The 14,737-nt window shown below is 69.6% G+C and carries 13 protein-coding genes; 8 read left to right on the top strand and 5 right to left on the bottom strand.

Features of this window, described 5'->3' with window-relative positions; genetic code table 11:
• Positions 1–28 precede the first annotated feature (28 nt).
• Genes nuoL through ACZ6SA_RS07080 form a run of 4 tightly spaced genes read left to right on the top strand, consistent with a single transcriptional unit; the run spans position 29 to position 6,016 of the window.
• The gene (gene nuoL / locus ACZ6SA_RS07095) at positions 29–1,876 is read left to right on the top strand and encodes an NADH-quinone oxidoreductase subunit L (RefSeq protein WP_347648491.1); all 1,848 of its coding nucleotides are present in this window, start codon (positions 29–31) and stop codon (positions 1,874–1,876) included.
• The gene (locus tag ACZ6SA_RS07090) at positions 1,876–3,435 is read left to right on the top strand and encodes an NADH-quinone oxidoreductase subunit M (protein ID WP_443155683.1); all 1,560 of its coding nucleotides are present in this window, start codon (positions 1,876–1,878) and stop codon (positions 3,433–3,435) included. Before nuoL ends, ACZ6SA_RS07090 begins: the two co-directional genes overlap by 1 nt.
• Positions 3,432–5,015, top strand: a complete 1,584-nt coding sequence (gene nuoN, locus ACZ6SA_RS07085; RefSeq protein WP_465827014.1) for an NADH-quinone oxidoreductase subunit NuoN — start codon at positions 3,432–3,434, stop codon at positions 5,013–5,015. Before ACZ6SA_RS07090 ends, nuoN begins: the two co-directional genes overlap by 4 nt.
• An 11-nt stretch (positions 5,016–5,026) precedes the next feature.
• Positions 5,027–6,016, top strand: coding sequence for a polyprenyl synthetase family protein (locus tag ACZ6SA_RS07080; protein WP_347648372.1), 990 nt, complete (start codon positions 5,027–5,029; stop codon positions 6,014–6,016).
• Here the strand turns inward: ACZ6SA_RS07080 and rarD are convergent.
• Positions 5,992–6,975: an EamA family transporter RarD gene (gene rarD, locus ACZ6SA_RS07075; protein WP_347648373.1), complete on the bottom strand. Its 984-nt coding sequence runs from the start codon at positions 6,973–6,975 to the stop codon at positions 5,992–5,994. The genes ACZ6SA_RS07080 and rarD overlap by 25 nt on opposite strands.
• A 121-nt stretch (positions 6,976–7,096) precedes the next feature.
• Here rarD and msrA point away from each other — a divergent pair, with 121 nt between their 5' ends.
• From msrA to ACZ6SA_RS07055, 4 genes are read left to right on the top strand one after another with little or no spacing between them, the layout of a single operon-like run.
• On the top strand, positions 7,097–7,759 hold the full coding sequence (gene msrA / locus ACZ6SA_RS07070; RefSeq protein WP_443155679.1) for a peptide-methionine (S)-S-oxide reductase MsrA: 663 nt from the start codon (positions 7,097–7,099) through the stop codon (positions 7,757–7,759).
• 56 nt (positions 7,760–7,815) lie between these two features.
• Positions 7,816–8,124, top strand: a complete 309-nt coding sequence (locus ACZ6SA_RS07065; protein ID WP_347648375.1) for a type II toxin-antitoxin system prevent-host-death family antitoxin — start codon at positions 7,816–7,818, stop codon at positions 8,122–8,124.
• A gap of 3 nt (positions 8,125–8,127) precedes the next feature.
• Positions 8,128–8,646, top strand: coding sequence for a type II toxin-antitoxin system RelE family toxin (locus ACZ6SA_RS07060; protein WP_465827012.1), 519 nt, complete (start codon positions 8,128–8,130; stop codon positions 8,644–8,646).
• Between the two features lie 36 nt (positions 8,647–8,682).
• On the top strand, positions 8,683–8,892 hold the full coding sequence (locus ACZ6SA_RS07055; protein WP_465827011.1) for a hypothetical protein: 210 nt from the start codon (positions 8,683–8,685) through the stop codon (positions 8,890–8,892).
• A gap of 18 nt (positions 8,893–8,910) precedes the next feature.
• Here ACZ6SA_RS07055 and ACZ6SA_RS07050 read toward each other — a convergent pair whose 3' ends face one another.
• The 4 genes from ACZ6SA_RS07050 to ACZ6SA_RS07035 form a co-directional block, all read right to left on the bottom strand.
• Positions 8,911–10,209 carry an aspartyl protease family protein gene (locus ACZ6SA_RS07050; RefSeq protein ID WP_347648378.1) on the bottom strand — a complete coding sequence of 433 codons (1,299 nt, stop codon included), beginning with the start codon at positions 10,207–10,209 and terminating at the stop codon, positions 8,911–8,913.
• A 397-nt stretch (positions 10,210–10,606) separates the two neighbouring features.
• Positions 10,607–11,827, bottom strand: coding sequence for an ROK family transcriptional regulator (locus tag ACZ6SA_RS07045; RefSeq protein ID WP_443155675.1), 1,221 nt, complete (start codon positions 11,825–11,827; stop codon positions 10,607–10,609).
• A 53-nt stretch (positions 11,828–11,880) separates the two neighbouring features.
• The gene (locus tag ACZ6SA_RS07040) at positions 11,881–13,812 is read right to left on the bottom strand and encodes a glucuronyl esterase domain-containing protein (RefSeq protein WP_465827009.1); all 1,932 of its coding nucleotides are present in this window, start codon (positions 13,810–13,812) and stop codon (positions 11,881–11,883) included.
• A gap of 248 nt (positions 13,813–14,060) precedes the next feature.
• The gene (locus tag ACZ6SA_RS07035; RefSeq protein ID WP_347648381.1) at positions 14,061–14,693 is read right to left on the bottom strand and encodes a TetR/AcrR family transcriptional regulator; all 633 of its coding nucleotides are present in this window, start codon (positions 14,691–14,693) and stop codon (positions 14,061–14,063) included.
• Positions 14,694–14,737 lie beyond the last annotated feature (44 nt).

Raw genomic sequence — 14,737 nt, 5'->3', positions numbered from 1 at the left:
CGGCGGCGTGATCGGACTGTCCGGGCTGATGATCGCCTTCCCGCTCGTCGGGGCGTTCATCCTGCTGGTGTTCGGCCGGTTCACGAACCGCTGGGGCCATCTGCTGGGCGTGGCCATGTCCCTCGCCTCGTTCGTCGTGGCGGTGCTGGCGTTCTTCGAGCTGATCGGGTTCGGGGCGGAGGAGCGGCGGCGGGCCGTGCACCTCTACGAGTTCATCCCCGGCATGGTCGACATGGGGCTGCTGATCGACCCGCTGTCGATCAGCTTCGCCCTGTTGATCACCGGTGTGGGCTCGCTGATCCACATCTACTCCATCGGCTACATGTCGCATGACGAGCACCGGCGCAGGTTCTTCGCCTACCTCAACCTGTTCGTCTCCGCGATGCTCCTGCTGGTGCTGGCCGACAACTACGTCGGTCTGTTCATCGGCTGGGAGGGCGTGGGCCTGGCCTCGTACCTGCTGATCGGGTTCTGGCAGTTCAAGCCGTCGGCGGCCACCGCGGCGAAGAAGGCGTTCGTCGTCAACCGCGTCGGCGACTTCGGCCTGCTGGTCGGCATGTTCGTGATCTGGACCACGTTCGGGACGCTCACGTTCCAGGGCCTCGGCGAGCAGATCACGCCCGGCACCGAGAACGGCACCATGCTGGCCATCGGCCTGCTGCTGCTCCTCGGCGCGTGCGGCAAGTCGGCGCAGTTGCCCCTGCAGTCGTGGTTGCTCGACGCCATGGAGGGCCCGACCCCCGTGTCGGCCCTGATCCACGCCGCGACCATGGTCACCGCCGGCGTCTACCTCGTGGTGCGCTCGGGGGCGTTCTTCTTCCCCGAGGGCTCGGGGGCCGCGCTCGCCGTGGCCGTCGTCGGCGCGGCCACGCTGCTGGCCGGTGCGATCATCGGTTGCGCGAAGGACGACATCAAGAAGGGCCTGGCCGGCTCGACGATGTCGCAGATCGGCTACATGATGCTCGGGGCGGGCCTCGGCCCCGCGGGCTACGCGTTCGCGATCGGCCACCTGATCACGCACGGCTTCTTCAAGGCCGACCTCTTCCTCGGCGCCGGCTCGGTCATGCACGGCATGAACGACGAGGTCGACATGCGGAAGTACGGCGGGCTGCGTAAGTTCATGCCCATCACCTTCGCCACGTTCTTCATCGGCTACCTGGCGATCATCGGGTTCCCGCTGCTGTCCGGCTACTTCACCAAGGACGGCATCATCGAGACCGCGGTGCACCACCAGCCGATCCTCGGCTGGCTGGCCGTGCTCGGCGCGGGCATCACCGGCTTCTACATGTCGCGGATGGTCTTCATGACCTTCTTCGGCGAGAAGCGCTGGGCCGACGACGCCCACCCGCACGAGTCGCCGTCCGTCATGACCATCCCGCTGATGGTCCTGTCGCTCGGCGCGCTCGGCCTGGGCGCCTACCTCGTCCTGAGCAACCGGCTGATGGTGTTCCTGGCCCCGGCCGTCGGCCGGCCCGAGGAACTGCCCGCCTTCCACTTCACCAGCACCCCCGGCCTGGCGACCCTGGCGCTCGTCGCGGTCGGCGCCGCCTTCGCGTGGATGAGGTACGGCCGGGCCGAGGTTCCGTCCGTGCAGCCGCGCGGCTCCTTCCTCACCACGTTCGCCCGGCGCGACCTGTACGGTGACGCGCTCAACGAGTCGCTCTTCATGCGTCCCGGCCAGTGGCTGACCCGCCTCGCGGTGTTCTTCGACAACCGCGGCATCGACGGGCTGGTCAACGGTCTGGCGGCGGGCATCGGCGGCAGCTCCGGGCGCCTGCGGCGGATCCAGACGGGCTTCGCCAGAACGTACGCGCTGTCCATCCTGATCGGTGCCGCCCTGCTGACCGGCGCCCTGCTCCTCGTTGGGAACATCTGATGTCACCCTGGCTTCCGATACTCATGGCGGTGCCCGTGCTGGGCGCCATCGTGGTGGCCCTGCTTCCCAAGGGCAGAGACAAGCTGGCCAAGCAGGTCACGCTGCTGGTCTCGCTGGCGGTGCTGGTCCTGACGGGCGTCATGGCCGCCGGGTTCAAGCCGTCGGGCGAGCGCTTCCAGTTCGTCGCCGAGTACGACTGGATCCCGAGCTTCGGCGTGAAGTTCGGGGTCGGCGTCGACGGCGTGGCGCTCGTGCTGATCGCGCTCTCCGCGGTGCTGGTGCCGATCGTGGTGCTGGCCTCGTGGCACGACGCCGACGGCGTCAAGACCGCCGACGGCACGCTCATCACGCCCAAGCGCTCGGTGAAGACGTACTTCTCGCTGCTGCTGGTGCTGGAGACGATGATGATCGGCGTCTTCGCGGCGACCGACATCTTCCTGTTCTACGTCTTCTTCGAAGCCATGCTGATCCCGATGTACTTCATGATCGGCTCGTACGGCGGCGCCCAGCGGTCCTACGCGGCCGTGAAGTTCCTGCTGTACTCGTTGTTCGGCGGCCTGCTCATGCTGGTCGCGGTCATCGGGCTCTACGTGGTCGCGGGCAAGCAGACGTTCATGTTCCCCGAACTCGTCGGGGCCATCCAGGACCCGACGATGCAGAAGTGGCTCTTCGGCGGGTTCTTCATCGCCTTCGCGATCAAGGCGCCGCTGTGGCCGGTGCACACGTGGCTGCCCGACGCGGCCGCGCAGGCTCCGGCCGGAGCCGCCGTGCTGCTGGTCGGCGTCCTGGACAAGGTCGGCACGTTCGGCATGCTCCGCTTCTGCCTGGAGTTGTTCCCCGACGCGGCCAAGACGTTCACGGTGCCGATCATCGTGCTGGCGGTCATCAGCATCATCTACGGCGCCATCGTGGCCATCGGGCAGACCGACATGAAGCGGCTCATCGCGTACACGTCGATCTCGCACTTCGGGTTCATCGTCATGGGCGTGTTCGCCATGTCGTCGGTCGCCCAGTCCGGCGCGGCCCTCTACATGGTCAACCACGGCTTCGCCACCGGCGCGCTGTTCCTGGCCGCCGGGTTCCTGATCGCCAGGCGCGGCTCGCCGTTCATCGGCGACTACGGAGGCGTGCAGAAGGTCGCGCCGGTGCTCGCGGGCTTCTTCCTCGTCGCCGGTCTGGCCGGGCTCTCCCTGCCGGGCCTGTCGTCCTTCGTGAGCGAGTTCATGGTCATGATCGGCACGTACTCGAGCCAGGCCCACGGCTCGGGGGCGCTGACGGCGGCCGCGGTCGTCTCCGCGGTGGCGGTGATCCTGGCGGCCGTCTACATCCTGTGGATGGTGCAGCGGACCCTGAACGGCCCGACCGCCGAGCCGGTCAAGCCGTTCAAGGACCTGAACGCCCGCGAGGTCTGGGTGCTGGCTCCGCTGGTCGCCCTGATCATCGGTTTCGGGTTCTTCCCCGCGCCGCTGCTCAACGTGATCAACCCGTCAGTGCAACAGACGCTGACCAACGTGGGCGTACCCACCTCCACCATCGCTGAGAAGGGGACAGGTCAGTGAACTCCATCCCAGCGCCGACGATCGAATACGGCACGCTCGCGCCGCTGCTGGTGGTCTTCGGCGCTGCCATCATCGGGGTGCTCGTCGAGGCCTTCGTGCCGCGCTACATGCGCAAGCCGATCCACGTGGCGCTCACCCTGCTCAGCCTGGCCGGCGCATTCGCGCTGGTCCTCCTCCAGGTCATGCGCGGCCAGGTGTCCACCACGGCCTCCGCCGTGGGCGCGCTCGCGGTGGACGGGCCCTCGCTGTTCATCTGGGGCGTCATCCTCGTCCTGTCGTTCGTCTGCGTGCTGCTCATCAACGACGAGGGTCACTTCGTCGTCTCGGCCGCGGCCGTTCCGGGCAGCGCCGACGAGGAGGAGGCGGAGTCCGCGGGTGGCGGCCACACCGAGGTCTATCCGCTGGTCCTGTTCGCCGTGGGCGGCATGCTGCTGTTCCCGGCCTCGCACGACCTGCTGATGATGTTCGTGGCCCTCGAGGTCATGTCGCTGCCGCTCTACCTGCTGTGCGGCCTGGCCCGCCGGCGCCGCCTGCTGTCGCAGGAGGCGTCCATGAAGTACTTCCTGCTGGGCGCGTTCTCCTCGGCGTTCTTCCTGTACGGCGCTGCGATGATCTACGGCTTCGCGGGCACCGTCTCGCTGCCGGGCATCAACCAGGCCCTGGCCGCCGGCGGCGCGCTCGACCCGCTGCTGATGATCGGGCTCGCGATGCTCGGCGTCGGCCTGATGTTCAAGATCGGCGCGGCTCCGTTCCAGGCCTGGAAGCCCGACGTCTACCAGGGCGCTCCCACGCCGATCACCGCTCTGATGGCCTCCGGCACGCTCGTGGCGGCCGTGGGCGCCGTGCTGCGGGTGTTCTGGGTGGGTCTGGGCAACCTCGACTGGAACTGGCGGCCGGTCATCTGGGGGATCGCCGCGCTCACCATGATCGTCGGCTCGATCCTGGCGATCACGCAGACCGACATCAAGCGCATGCTGGCCTACTCGTCCATCGCGCACGCGGGCTTCCTGCTCGTCGGCGTGATGGCCACGTTCGGCACCGCCGCGCAGAACGCGGCCTCGCTGAAGGCGATCCTGTTCTACCTGGCGGTCTACGGCATCACCACGGTCGGCGCGTTCGCGGTGGTCACGCTCGTACGCGACCCGGGCGGCGAGGCGGGGCACCTGTCGCGCTGGGCCGGGCTCGGCAAGCGCGCGCCGATGCTGGCCGGGGCGTTCGCCTTCTTCCTGCTGGCCTTCGCCGGCATCCCGCTGACCAGCGGCTTCTTCGGCAAATATGCCGTGTTCGCGGCCGCGCTGGAGAGCGGCACGCAGCCCGGCGACTCGATGGGCGGCTGGATGGCGGCGCTGGTGGTCGTGGGCGTCGTGGCCTCGGCGATCGCGGCGTTCTTCTACGTCCGCGTGATCGTGCTGATGTTCTTCAGCGAGCCCTCGGCCGACGGACCGGCGATCGCGGTGCCCAGTATGGGAACCGTGGCCGTCATCGCCGTCTCCCTGCTGGTTACCGTAGGAGTGGGGCTCTACCCGGAGTCCGTGCTCGGTGTTGCTGACGACGCTGCTCGCAGCCTGTTCATTAGATAAGGGGATCCCGTATGTCCGCGCCTCCCGTGGTTGACCTTCCCATTGAGGACGAGCGGTTGGCGCAGGACGTGGCCAACGGACTGGCCGCGGTCGAGAAGCTGCTGCGCTCGTCCGTGGAGAGCGAGGACGCCTTCGTCACGGAGGCGTCCAAGCATCTCATCGAGGCCGGTGGCAAGCGGTTCAGGACGTTGATGGTGTTGCTGGCCGCGCAGTTCGGCGACCCGTCCGCGCCGGGTGTGGTGCCCGGCGCGGTCGTGATCGAGCTGACCCACCTGGGCTCGCTCTACCACGACGACGTCATGGACGAGGCCCCGGTGCGCCGGGGCACGCCCTCCGCCAACGCCCGGTGGGACAACACCGTGGCGATCCTCACCGGCGACTACCTGTTCGCGCAGGCCTCCGACATCCTGGCCGACCTGGGTCCCGAGCTGATCCGCATCCAGGCCCAGACGTTCTCCCGCCTCGTCCAGGGGCAGATCCGCGAGACCATCGGCCCGCGCGACGACGAGGACCAGGTCGGCCACTACCTCAGCGTGCTGTCCGACAAGACGGGCTCGCTGATCGCCGCCTCGGGCCGCTTCGGCGCGCTGCTGTCCGGGGCTCCCGCGGACGTGGAGGAGCGGCTCAGCCGCGCGTGCGAGGCCATCGGGGTGGCCTGGCAGCTCGGCGACGACCTGCTCGACGTGGCCTCCACCGGGGCGGAGTCGGGCAAGACGCCGGGCACCGACCTGCGCGAGGGCGTCAGGACCCTTCCGGTGCTGTACGCGCTGGCCTCGGGTGAGACGTCCCGGCTGACCGCGCTGCTGTCGGGACCGGTCGCCGAGGAAGAGGTCGAGGAGGCGCTGACGCTGCTGCGGGCGCACCCGGGGATGGCGCGGGCGCGGCGGGAGCTGGAGTCGTGGGTGGACCGGGCCCGTGCCGACATTTTCGGCCTTCCCGACATCCCCGCCAAGAACGCATTTTTGGCGCTATGTGACTACGTGGTGGAGCGCAGCGGCTGATCGCCCGCCGGTCCGCTCGGGGGATCGCCCGCTCGGCCGCCCGCCGGTTCGCCCGCTGGGGTGGCCGATCGCCTGACCCGGGCGGCCGTACGCGCCGTCCTGAGGCTGTCGTACGTGAAGACCGCCAGCGCCACCCAGACGATCGCGAAGCCGATCCACCTGCTGGGCGGCATGACCTCCTGCACGATCAGCACGCCGCACGCGAACTGCAGGATCGGCGCGATGTACTGCAGCAGCCCCATGGTGCTCAACGGCACCCGGATGGCCGCCGCCCCGAAGCAGATCAGCGGCACCGCCGTGACCAGGCCGCCGCTCGCCAGCAGCGCCGCGTGCCAGATCCCTTCGGTCCCGAACGTCGCCGCGCCGGTGCCCTGCAGGAAGAGCAGGTAGCCGAGGGCCGGCAGGAGCAGGACCAGCGTCTCCACGGCCAGGCTCTCGGTCGCGGCCACGTTCGCCCGCTTCTTGACCAGCCCGTACACGCCGAAGCTCATCCCCAGCGTCAGGGCGATCCACGGCGGCCGCCCGTAGTCGACCGTCAGCACGAGCACGGCCAGCGCCCCGAACCCCACCGCGGTCCACTGCAACGGCCGCAGCCGCTCCCGCAGCAACACCACCCCGAACAGCACGTTGACGAGAGGGCTGATGAAGTACCCCAGGGCGCTCTCGACCACGTGCCCGGTGTTCACCGCGTAGATGTAGGTGCCCCAGTTGACGGTGATCACGACGGCGGCGAGGCTCAGCAGGCCGAGCTTCGCCGGCCGGCGGGCCAGCTCCCTGAACCACGACCAGTGCCTGCGCACGGCCAGCACGGCGGCGACGGCCACCAGCGACCACACCATCCGGTGCGCCAGGATCTCCACGGCGTCCGAGGGCTTCAGCAGGGGCCAGTAGAGCGGGAACAGACCCCACATGGTGTAGGCGGCGGCCCCGAACAGTACGCCGCGCCGAAGGTCAGGCATGTACCCCAGTTTCGGGCATTACCACCTTTAAACACAAACGTGTTTCTCTATAGGGAATTATGCAGGATCTCTTAAGTGTTGACGGGTATGTAGGCTGAGGGAAGACCTCTGGAGGTGCGAGATGGGCTGGCTGTTCGGCGGCAACAAGACATCGATGGTCCGACCGGAGGACGCCCTGCCGGGACGCGCGGAGCCCATGCCCGTGCCCGCCCGCCACGCCGTCCTCGACGCCCCCCTCGCCCCGCCGTACGCACCGGGGCTGGAGGTCGCCGACTTCGGCCTCGGCTGCTTCTGGGGCGCCGAGCGCATCTTCTGGCAGACCCCGGGCGTCGTCACGACGGCCGCCGGCTACCAGGGCGGCCACACCCCCAACCCGACGTACGACGAGGTCTGCAGCGGCCTCACCGGGCACGCCGAGGTCGTCAGGGTCGTCTTCGACCCGGCGAAGGTGTCGTACGAAGAGCTCCTCAAGGTCTTCTGGGAGGCTCACGACCCGACGCAGGGCATGCGCCAGGGCAACGACGTCGGCACCCAGTACCGTTCGGCCATCTACTACCACTCCCCGGAGCAGCAGAAGGCCGCCGAGGCTTCGCGCGACGCCTACCAGCAGGTGCTCAAGCAGGCCGGCTACGGCGACATCACGACCGAGCTCGCCCCCGCCGGCCCCTTCTACTTCGCCGAGGACTATCACCAGCAATATCTGTACAAAGTGCCCAACGGGTACTGCGGCATCGGCGGCACGGGTGTCACCTGCCCCGTCGGCCTGACCTCAGGGGAGGCCTGAGCTGATGCTCGGCCCGGGGCGCTGCGCTTCTATATAGAAAGATGTACAGTTGATGCATGACTGTTCTCCACGACGCTAATGAGCTGAGCGTCACAGAGGCGGCCCAGCGAGGCGTTGCCCGCCTGGTGGCTGATGCGGAGCAGGGGACCGACCTTGTGGTCACCCGGCGGCATCAGCCAGTGGCGGCCGTCGTGAGCATTCGCCGGCTCAATGAGCTGGAGGAAGCGGCGGCTGATCTTCGCGATCTGGCGCTGGTGCTCGCCCGGTCGGTCACGGATACGGGGGAGCGGGTCTCGTTTGATGAGGTGCTTGCCGCTTTCGGGCATACTCGCGAGTCGCTGTCCGCCATCCCGGACGATGAGTGAATCGTGTCCGACGTCGTCTTCACGGCGCCGGCGGTCGACGACCTCCGGCGTATCGGCCCGGACGCGGTGCCTAAAGTACTCAAGAAGATCCTGCTCCTCCTGGACAACCCTGAAGCCGGCTACCCGCTGGGCGGGGAACTGAGCGGTTTCCGGAAGCTGGTGGTCGGTCGCAATACCTGGCGTGTCGTCTACCGCATCACCGAGGACAAGGCGGTGGAGATCTGCGAGGTGTGGGCTGTCGGTGAGAGGGCCGACGCGGAAGTGTACGCGGAGGCGACAGCGAGGGTTCGCGAGGCGGGTGCGGACCGGCCCGAGATCATCCAGCTCGGCCAGGTGATCGAACGCCTCGGCGCGCTGGCCGATCACATTCGAGTGGAGAAAACTCCTCCTAGGGAACCGGTTCCAGATTGGCTCGCGGACCGGTTGATCTACACGGTTGGGATGGCGCGTGAGCATGTTGCCGCTCTCGATCTTCGAGAGGCGGTCGACATGTGGGCTGAGTACCGATCCAAGCCTCATTAGGTCGCGCTGTTCGCCGCTCCGATCGCGATCGTCGCGGTGGTCCGCACTGTCGGCGCCATCGTCGGCGCCTTCGACGGCGGTTCGGTGCGGCTGGCGCTGGACTCCGGTCTTTTCCTCCTCATCGAGGGCGCCGTTCAGGCCCTTTTCGTGGTGACCTTCGTTCGCAACCATCGGCACTGGTTCGGCCGGCGCCGCTCGGCACCGGCCTCTCCTGAGCCGGCCGGCCTGACCTCCGGCGAGGCGTAGACCTGCGGAGGCCCGCGATCAGGCGGCCTTGCCGCGGGCGATGTAGACGTTCATGCCGGTGAAGTCGAGGGTGATGTTGTACGGCTTGTAGAAGCTGTGGAAGAAGGTGACCGGCACGTCGAACCCGAGGGGGGCGAGTGCGGACTCCGGGTGCGTGTTGCAGTAGATGTCGTGGGCGGTGGCGCTGCCGAGGCGGATCTCCTTCGGATAGCACGGGTAGGTGACCGCTGGGTGGCTGTGAGCGTGAGTCCTGATGGGGCGGTCGTAGTCGGTGCGGATCCGCAACCGTTCGGCCGTATCCCCGTGCATGACCGCGGCGGCCTCGCTGCCTCCGCCGATGGGCAAGGCCACCACGCGCGGGCCTGAGCCGGCGACGCTGCCCCTGCTGTGGACCATGTGCTCACGGGCCAGCCACAGCGGCAGGGGCTCCGCGCCCGCCCGTTCGGCGGCGGCGCGCGCCTGCCTGGCCGCTTCCGGGGTGTTGCGCCGCAGGATCAGCGATCGGCCCGCGTAGTCGAAGGTGGTCAGCAGGTGGTAGAAGACCCACGTGCCGATCATGCCGTCGTTGCCGGTGTCGACATCTCCGCCCGACTCCGACTCCGACCACGCCACGGGGATGTTACGCAGTTCGATGCCGCCCAGCCTGAACGAGTCCAGCACCCCGAAGTACTGCCATATGGTGCCGTCCAGATAATCGATCTTCTGGCTGGCGACGGGGCTCAGCCCGGCCTCCTTGGCCACCGTCGAGGACAGGCCCAGCCATGGGGAGCCGGTGTAGAACGTGAAGCGTTTTGACGATCCACCGTTGACCGAGGCCTCCACCAGCGGTTTCGGGTCCATCTGCGGCCAGGGCAGCCGCGCGATGTCGCCGTGGATCTGGTACGGCTCGCCGCGGACCGCCGCGAACCACGTGGCGAAGACGTCCCTGCCGGCCGCTTGCCAGTGTGGTGCGGCGAGGGCGAACTTGTCCTGCCGGATGTAGCAGTCGGCCAGGAACCGGTTGGCATCCTTGTCGCCGGGTGCCAGCCCGATGGCCATCTTGAGGTATTTCTCGGCTTCGGGGAACCGGTTGGCCAGCAGCCCGACGTAGCCGCGCCGGCGGGCCGCGTTCAGGTTCGCGGGGTCTGCTCTCAGGATCTCCTCGTACGCGCGCCCGGCCTGCTCGAACTTCCCCGCCTTGAACAGCGCGTCCGCGTCACCGCCGCGGGCTCGGGCCGTGGCCGCCCCGCCCAGCAGCGGTGCGGTCGCGGCGGCACCGGCCAGCACGGTGGCGCCCCGCAGCAGGGAACGCCGGTCCCATCTTCCGCCTTCAACCATGCCTTTCTCCTTTACGTCGATCGTCGTCCGCTGCACCTCGCCGTCCGGCGGACGGTCACAGCAGCTCCCGCCGGTTCCTCTCGCCCCGCTCGGTGAGGGCGACGCCGTAGTTGCCGGGGGCGTCCGGGCCGCCGACGTCGACCCGGCGCGGGCGGCCGGGGACGGGTGGTCTCGTGCCGGGCCAGCCGGTCCAAGTGCTTCACGCACGCCGGCGACAGCCCGTCCCGTGCTCTCCCGCCGTCAACCCCATCCACTGTCGGCCGACCGTGTCCCCGCCTCGTGCGCCCGGTGTCATCGTTGGGTCACGGTCGCGGCGTCTCGCCGGCCCGCCTGCTGCCGGCTCTGCCTGTCGCGGGCGCTCCCATGGGTGGGCGATGAGGGGGCCGGTGCGACCGCGTCACCTCGTCGTACGGGTGAGCACGCCCAGCGGGTCGGCCAGCAGGTCGGAGAAGCCGAGTTCGGCGGCGCCGACCAGGGTGGCGTCGTCCCCCAGGGCCGAGGTGCGCAGTCTCACCCGTTCGCGCGCGACGGGCAGCACGTTGGCGGCGATGCGGGCGCGTACCTGGGCCGCGGCGCCCGGATACATGTCGCGCAGCATGCCGCCGAAGACGACCATGCCGGGGTTGAAGAGGTTGATGAGGTTGGCCACGCCGATGCCGAGCCAGTCGCCGACCTGGCGCAGCGCCTCCTGGGCTGCGGGATCGCCACGGTCGGCGTCGTCCACCACGGCTCGTACGGCGTCGCGGCCGAACAGGTCGGCGGGCCGGCCCGCGGCGTCGAGGAGTGCCCGCTCGCCGGCCTCCGCCTCCAGGCAACCATGGGAGCCGCATCCGCAGGGACGCCCGTTGTACGGGTTCACCACCATGTGCCCTAGCTCGCACCCGTAGCCGCCGTCGCCGTCCAGCAGCTTGCCGCCCACGATGATGCCGCCGCCCACGCCGACGTCCCCGTGGAGGTAGATCAGGTTCTGGAAGCCGGCGCCCGCTCCGCGTTGCTGTTCGGCCAGCGCGCCGAGGTGCGCCTCGTTGCCCACGGCAACCGGCAGGCCGAGGCCCAGCCGGCGGCCGAGCTCGGTGCCGAACGCCTGGTCCACCCAGCCCATGTCGGGCCCGAAGCGCACCATGCCGTCGCCCGGCCGGATCATGCCGCAGTAGGAGGCGCCGACGCCGACGCACACGGAGTCCGGAGGCGCAGTACGGTGCAGCTGCCGGCCGAAGCGGGCGAGCACCTCGACCACCCGGTCGAGGTCGGCTCCGGCGCGCGGGCGGACCGTCTCCCTGCGGTCCAGCATGATCCCGCCGAGCGCCACCCGGGCGGCGACCAGCCGGTCCACGGCGACGTCGAAGGCGAGCACGTAGACCTGGCCGGAGTCGGGGCGGACCACCAGCGACGGCCGTCCCGCCCGGCCGGTGTCGGCGGGCAGTTCTTCGCGGACCAGGCCTGCCGTGGCGAGCTCGGTGGTCAGCGCCATGATGGTGCTGCGGTTCAGCCTCATCCGCTCGGCCAGCGCCGTGCGGGAGACCGCGCCGCCCAGGTGCACGTGCCGGAGCAGGGTGCCGGCGTTGTGCCGGCGGATCTCCTCCTGGGCCAACCTGACCTCCGGGATCGTCCCGTCCACTCAAGTATCTGATCTGGACGATACCCGGACAACGGCCTCCGGGGCTTCAGGCGTCAGGCGCAGGTGTAGCCGGAGGGGAGGGCGGTGTCGCCGTTCGGGCGGCTCGCCTGGAAGCCGACGCCGCCGGCGCTGGCCCCGGGGGCGAGGGTGCCGTTGTGGCCGGCGTTCCTGATGGTCACGGTCTGCCCGCTGACGGTGGTGGCGCCGTTCCACGAGCCGGTCAGCGTGTGCCCGGCCGGCAGGGTGAAGGTGACGGTCCAGCCGGTGATCGTCGTCGTGCCGGTGTTGGTGACGGTGAGCGGCTGGATGACGTACCCGGTGCCCCACTGGGTCTGGACGGTGGCCTCGGCGGTGCAGCCTCCGGTGGACGTGCCGGGCCGGGTGGTGATCTGCGCGGTGGTCGAGACCGGCGAGGTGTTGCCCGCGGCGTCCCTGGCCCTGACCTGGTAGCGGTAGGTGGTGTCGGGGGTCAGGCCCGTGTCGCCGTACGAGGTCGTGGCCGAGGTGGCGACCTGGGCGAACGTGCCGCCGCTCGCGCCGGGGGCGCGCAGGATGTCGTAGCCGGTGACGCCCTGGTCGTCCGTCGACGCCGTCCAGGTCAGGCTCGTGCCGGTGGACGTGGTGCCCGAGGCCGTGAGGCCGGTCGGGGCGGTCGGCGGGGAGGTGTCGCCGGAACCGTCGCCGAGGGACGGCGTCTGCCAGTCTCGCCACTCGGCCAGGTTGCCCTGCGCCCTGGACGAGATCCTCATCGCGCCGGGTGCGTTGCCCGTCTTGAGGAGGAACTTCTGGATGTGCTGCTGCAGCGGGGTCCGCCACTCCGACCGGTTGGCGCAGTGGCTGCCGTCCTGGACGTCGGACCAGTAAGTGATGTTGTCTCCGGCGCCGAGCGCTTTGTACACCTCCGCTCCGCCGAGGGCCGCCACGCTGGCCGACCTGGGACCCAGGTTGGTGATGTGGGGGTTGTCCATGATGAAGAGCCCGCGCGGGGCGATCATGGCCACTGTTTCGTGCGTGTCCACAGGCAGCCGGTTCGGGTTGCCGGTGAAGGAGCCGAACGCGTCGCCCAGCCATGGTTGCTCGCCGTACGCGCTGCTCAGGCTCTGGGCGCCCTCCCCGGGGATGCCGCGGAAGATGGGCACGCCCGCGCTGCCCGACTCGATCGGCATGGTCAACGCGATGCGCTGGTCGAACGCGCCCACCACGAAGGCGCCCTTGCCGAACCGCGAGCATCCGGTGACGCCGGTGGCATCCGCTCGCAGGATGCCGCCGCCCGACTGCTCGATGACGTCGATGATGCGGCTCACGCCCCAGGCCCAGGCGACCAGCAGTCCGGTGCTGCTCGACGAGCCGTAGACGTCGTAGAACGCGCCCTGCTTGTTGTTGCGCGGTGTGCCCTCCCTGCCGACCGCGTACGGGTCGTAAGTGATGACCGCCGCCCCCGCGGCCCTGATGGCGGCCGTGTCGGCGCCGAAGCCTCCCAGCACCACGACCGCGGGGAACGGCCCGGAACCGCTCGGCAGCGAGACACCGGCGGAGAAGCCGGTGCTCCTGCCGTTGTGGTTGACGTTCACCGTGATGCCGGTGCTGGAGACCGTGCCCGTGACGCTCGCCGGCTTCGCGGGCTTCTCGCCGTAGACGAATCGTTCCGCCAGCTTCTTGATCTCCGCCCGCCGGCACCGCCAGTCGGACCTGGCGGTGATGCGCGTGCCGTCCAGCTTCCTGAAGGGGTCGGGGAGCCGGGAGTCGGACGGCAACGATCCTTCGCCGGGCAGGCCGGTCACCGCGCAGCCGGCGCCCTCGTCCTCGACGCCGGCCGCGAAAGGCACGGCGGGGGCCGCGGCGGGAGCCGCAGTGACGGCCGCAGTGACGGCCGCAGTGGGGGCCGCAGCGAGCGCCGCTGTCTCCGCTCCGGCGGCCCAGAGTGCCGCCGCCACCAGCGCGACGGCCGCCGTACGCATCGTCGAGCGGCCCGAGCATCTGATCACTGTGGCTCTCCTTCCGCACGGGGGTGCGGGCGACGATCGCCGATCGATCGTTCAGCGCGCGCGTCCAGCCGCTGATCAGTGTGGGAATTGCTCCGAAACATGTCAACGGTTCATGGAAATTTTTCGGAACAGAGCAGGGGAGACGCCTTGTGACCAGGCGTTGACGGTGGCGGGGCGATGAAACTACGCCGTTTGGAAGGCCCGCGTCCGCCTGGGCCGGCCTCCGAAAGTTTCGGTCCAGCGGGCGGTCAGGCGTCCTGCTTCGCGGCCGCGAAGTGGCGGGGGAGCCCGGTCATGGCGACGTCGAGGGCGCGGGTGACGTCCTCGATCAGGGCGGCTCCGTGCCGCCCGTTCTCGATGGAGGCCCGGCCGGCGCTCGCGAGCGCTCCCACCATGGCTCCCACGACGGCGTGCGCGGTGACGTCGTCCAGGTCGGGGAACACCTCCCGCAGCGCCTTCGCCCACTCGTGCTGGAGGTCGAAGATCCAGCGCAGCGCGATCGCCCGCAGCGCGGGAACGGTGAGGGCCAGACGCGTGCGGATCACGACCAGGTCCTCGTCGGCGTCGACGCTCCACCGTCCCGGTTCCAGCACCATGGCGAAGGCCCGCCGCAGCAGGCTCTCCAGCGACTCTCCCGGATGGGGCGCCGAGGTCAGCGTGCGTATGGCGTCGACCCGCTCGGGATAGTCGGCGAAGGCGAGGTCCTCTTTCGCGGGGAAGTGCTTGTAGAACGTGGCGGGCGACAGCTCGGCGGCCGCGCAGATGTCGGCCACGGTGGTCTGGTCGTATCCCCGCTCCGCGAACAGCCGCAGCCCCGTGTGCACCAGGGTCTGCCGGGTGCGCCGTCTCTTGCGCTCCCGCAAGCCCATCTGCTCCGCCATGCGCTCAGCATAGTAGACAGCGTATGAAGGTATGTATTATCTAA

The organism is Nonomuraea sp. NPDC049378, assembly GCF_055586745.1.
This window is presented reverse-complemented; position numbering and strand designations above follow the sequence as displayed.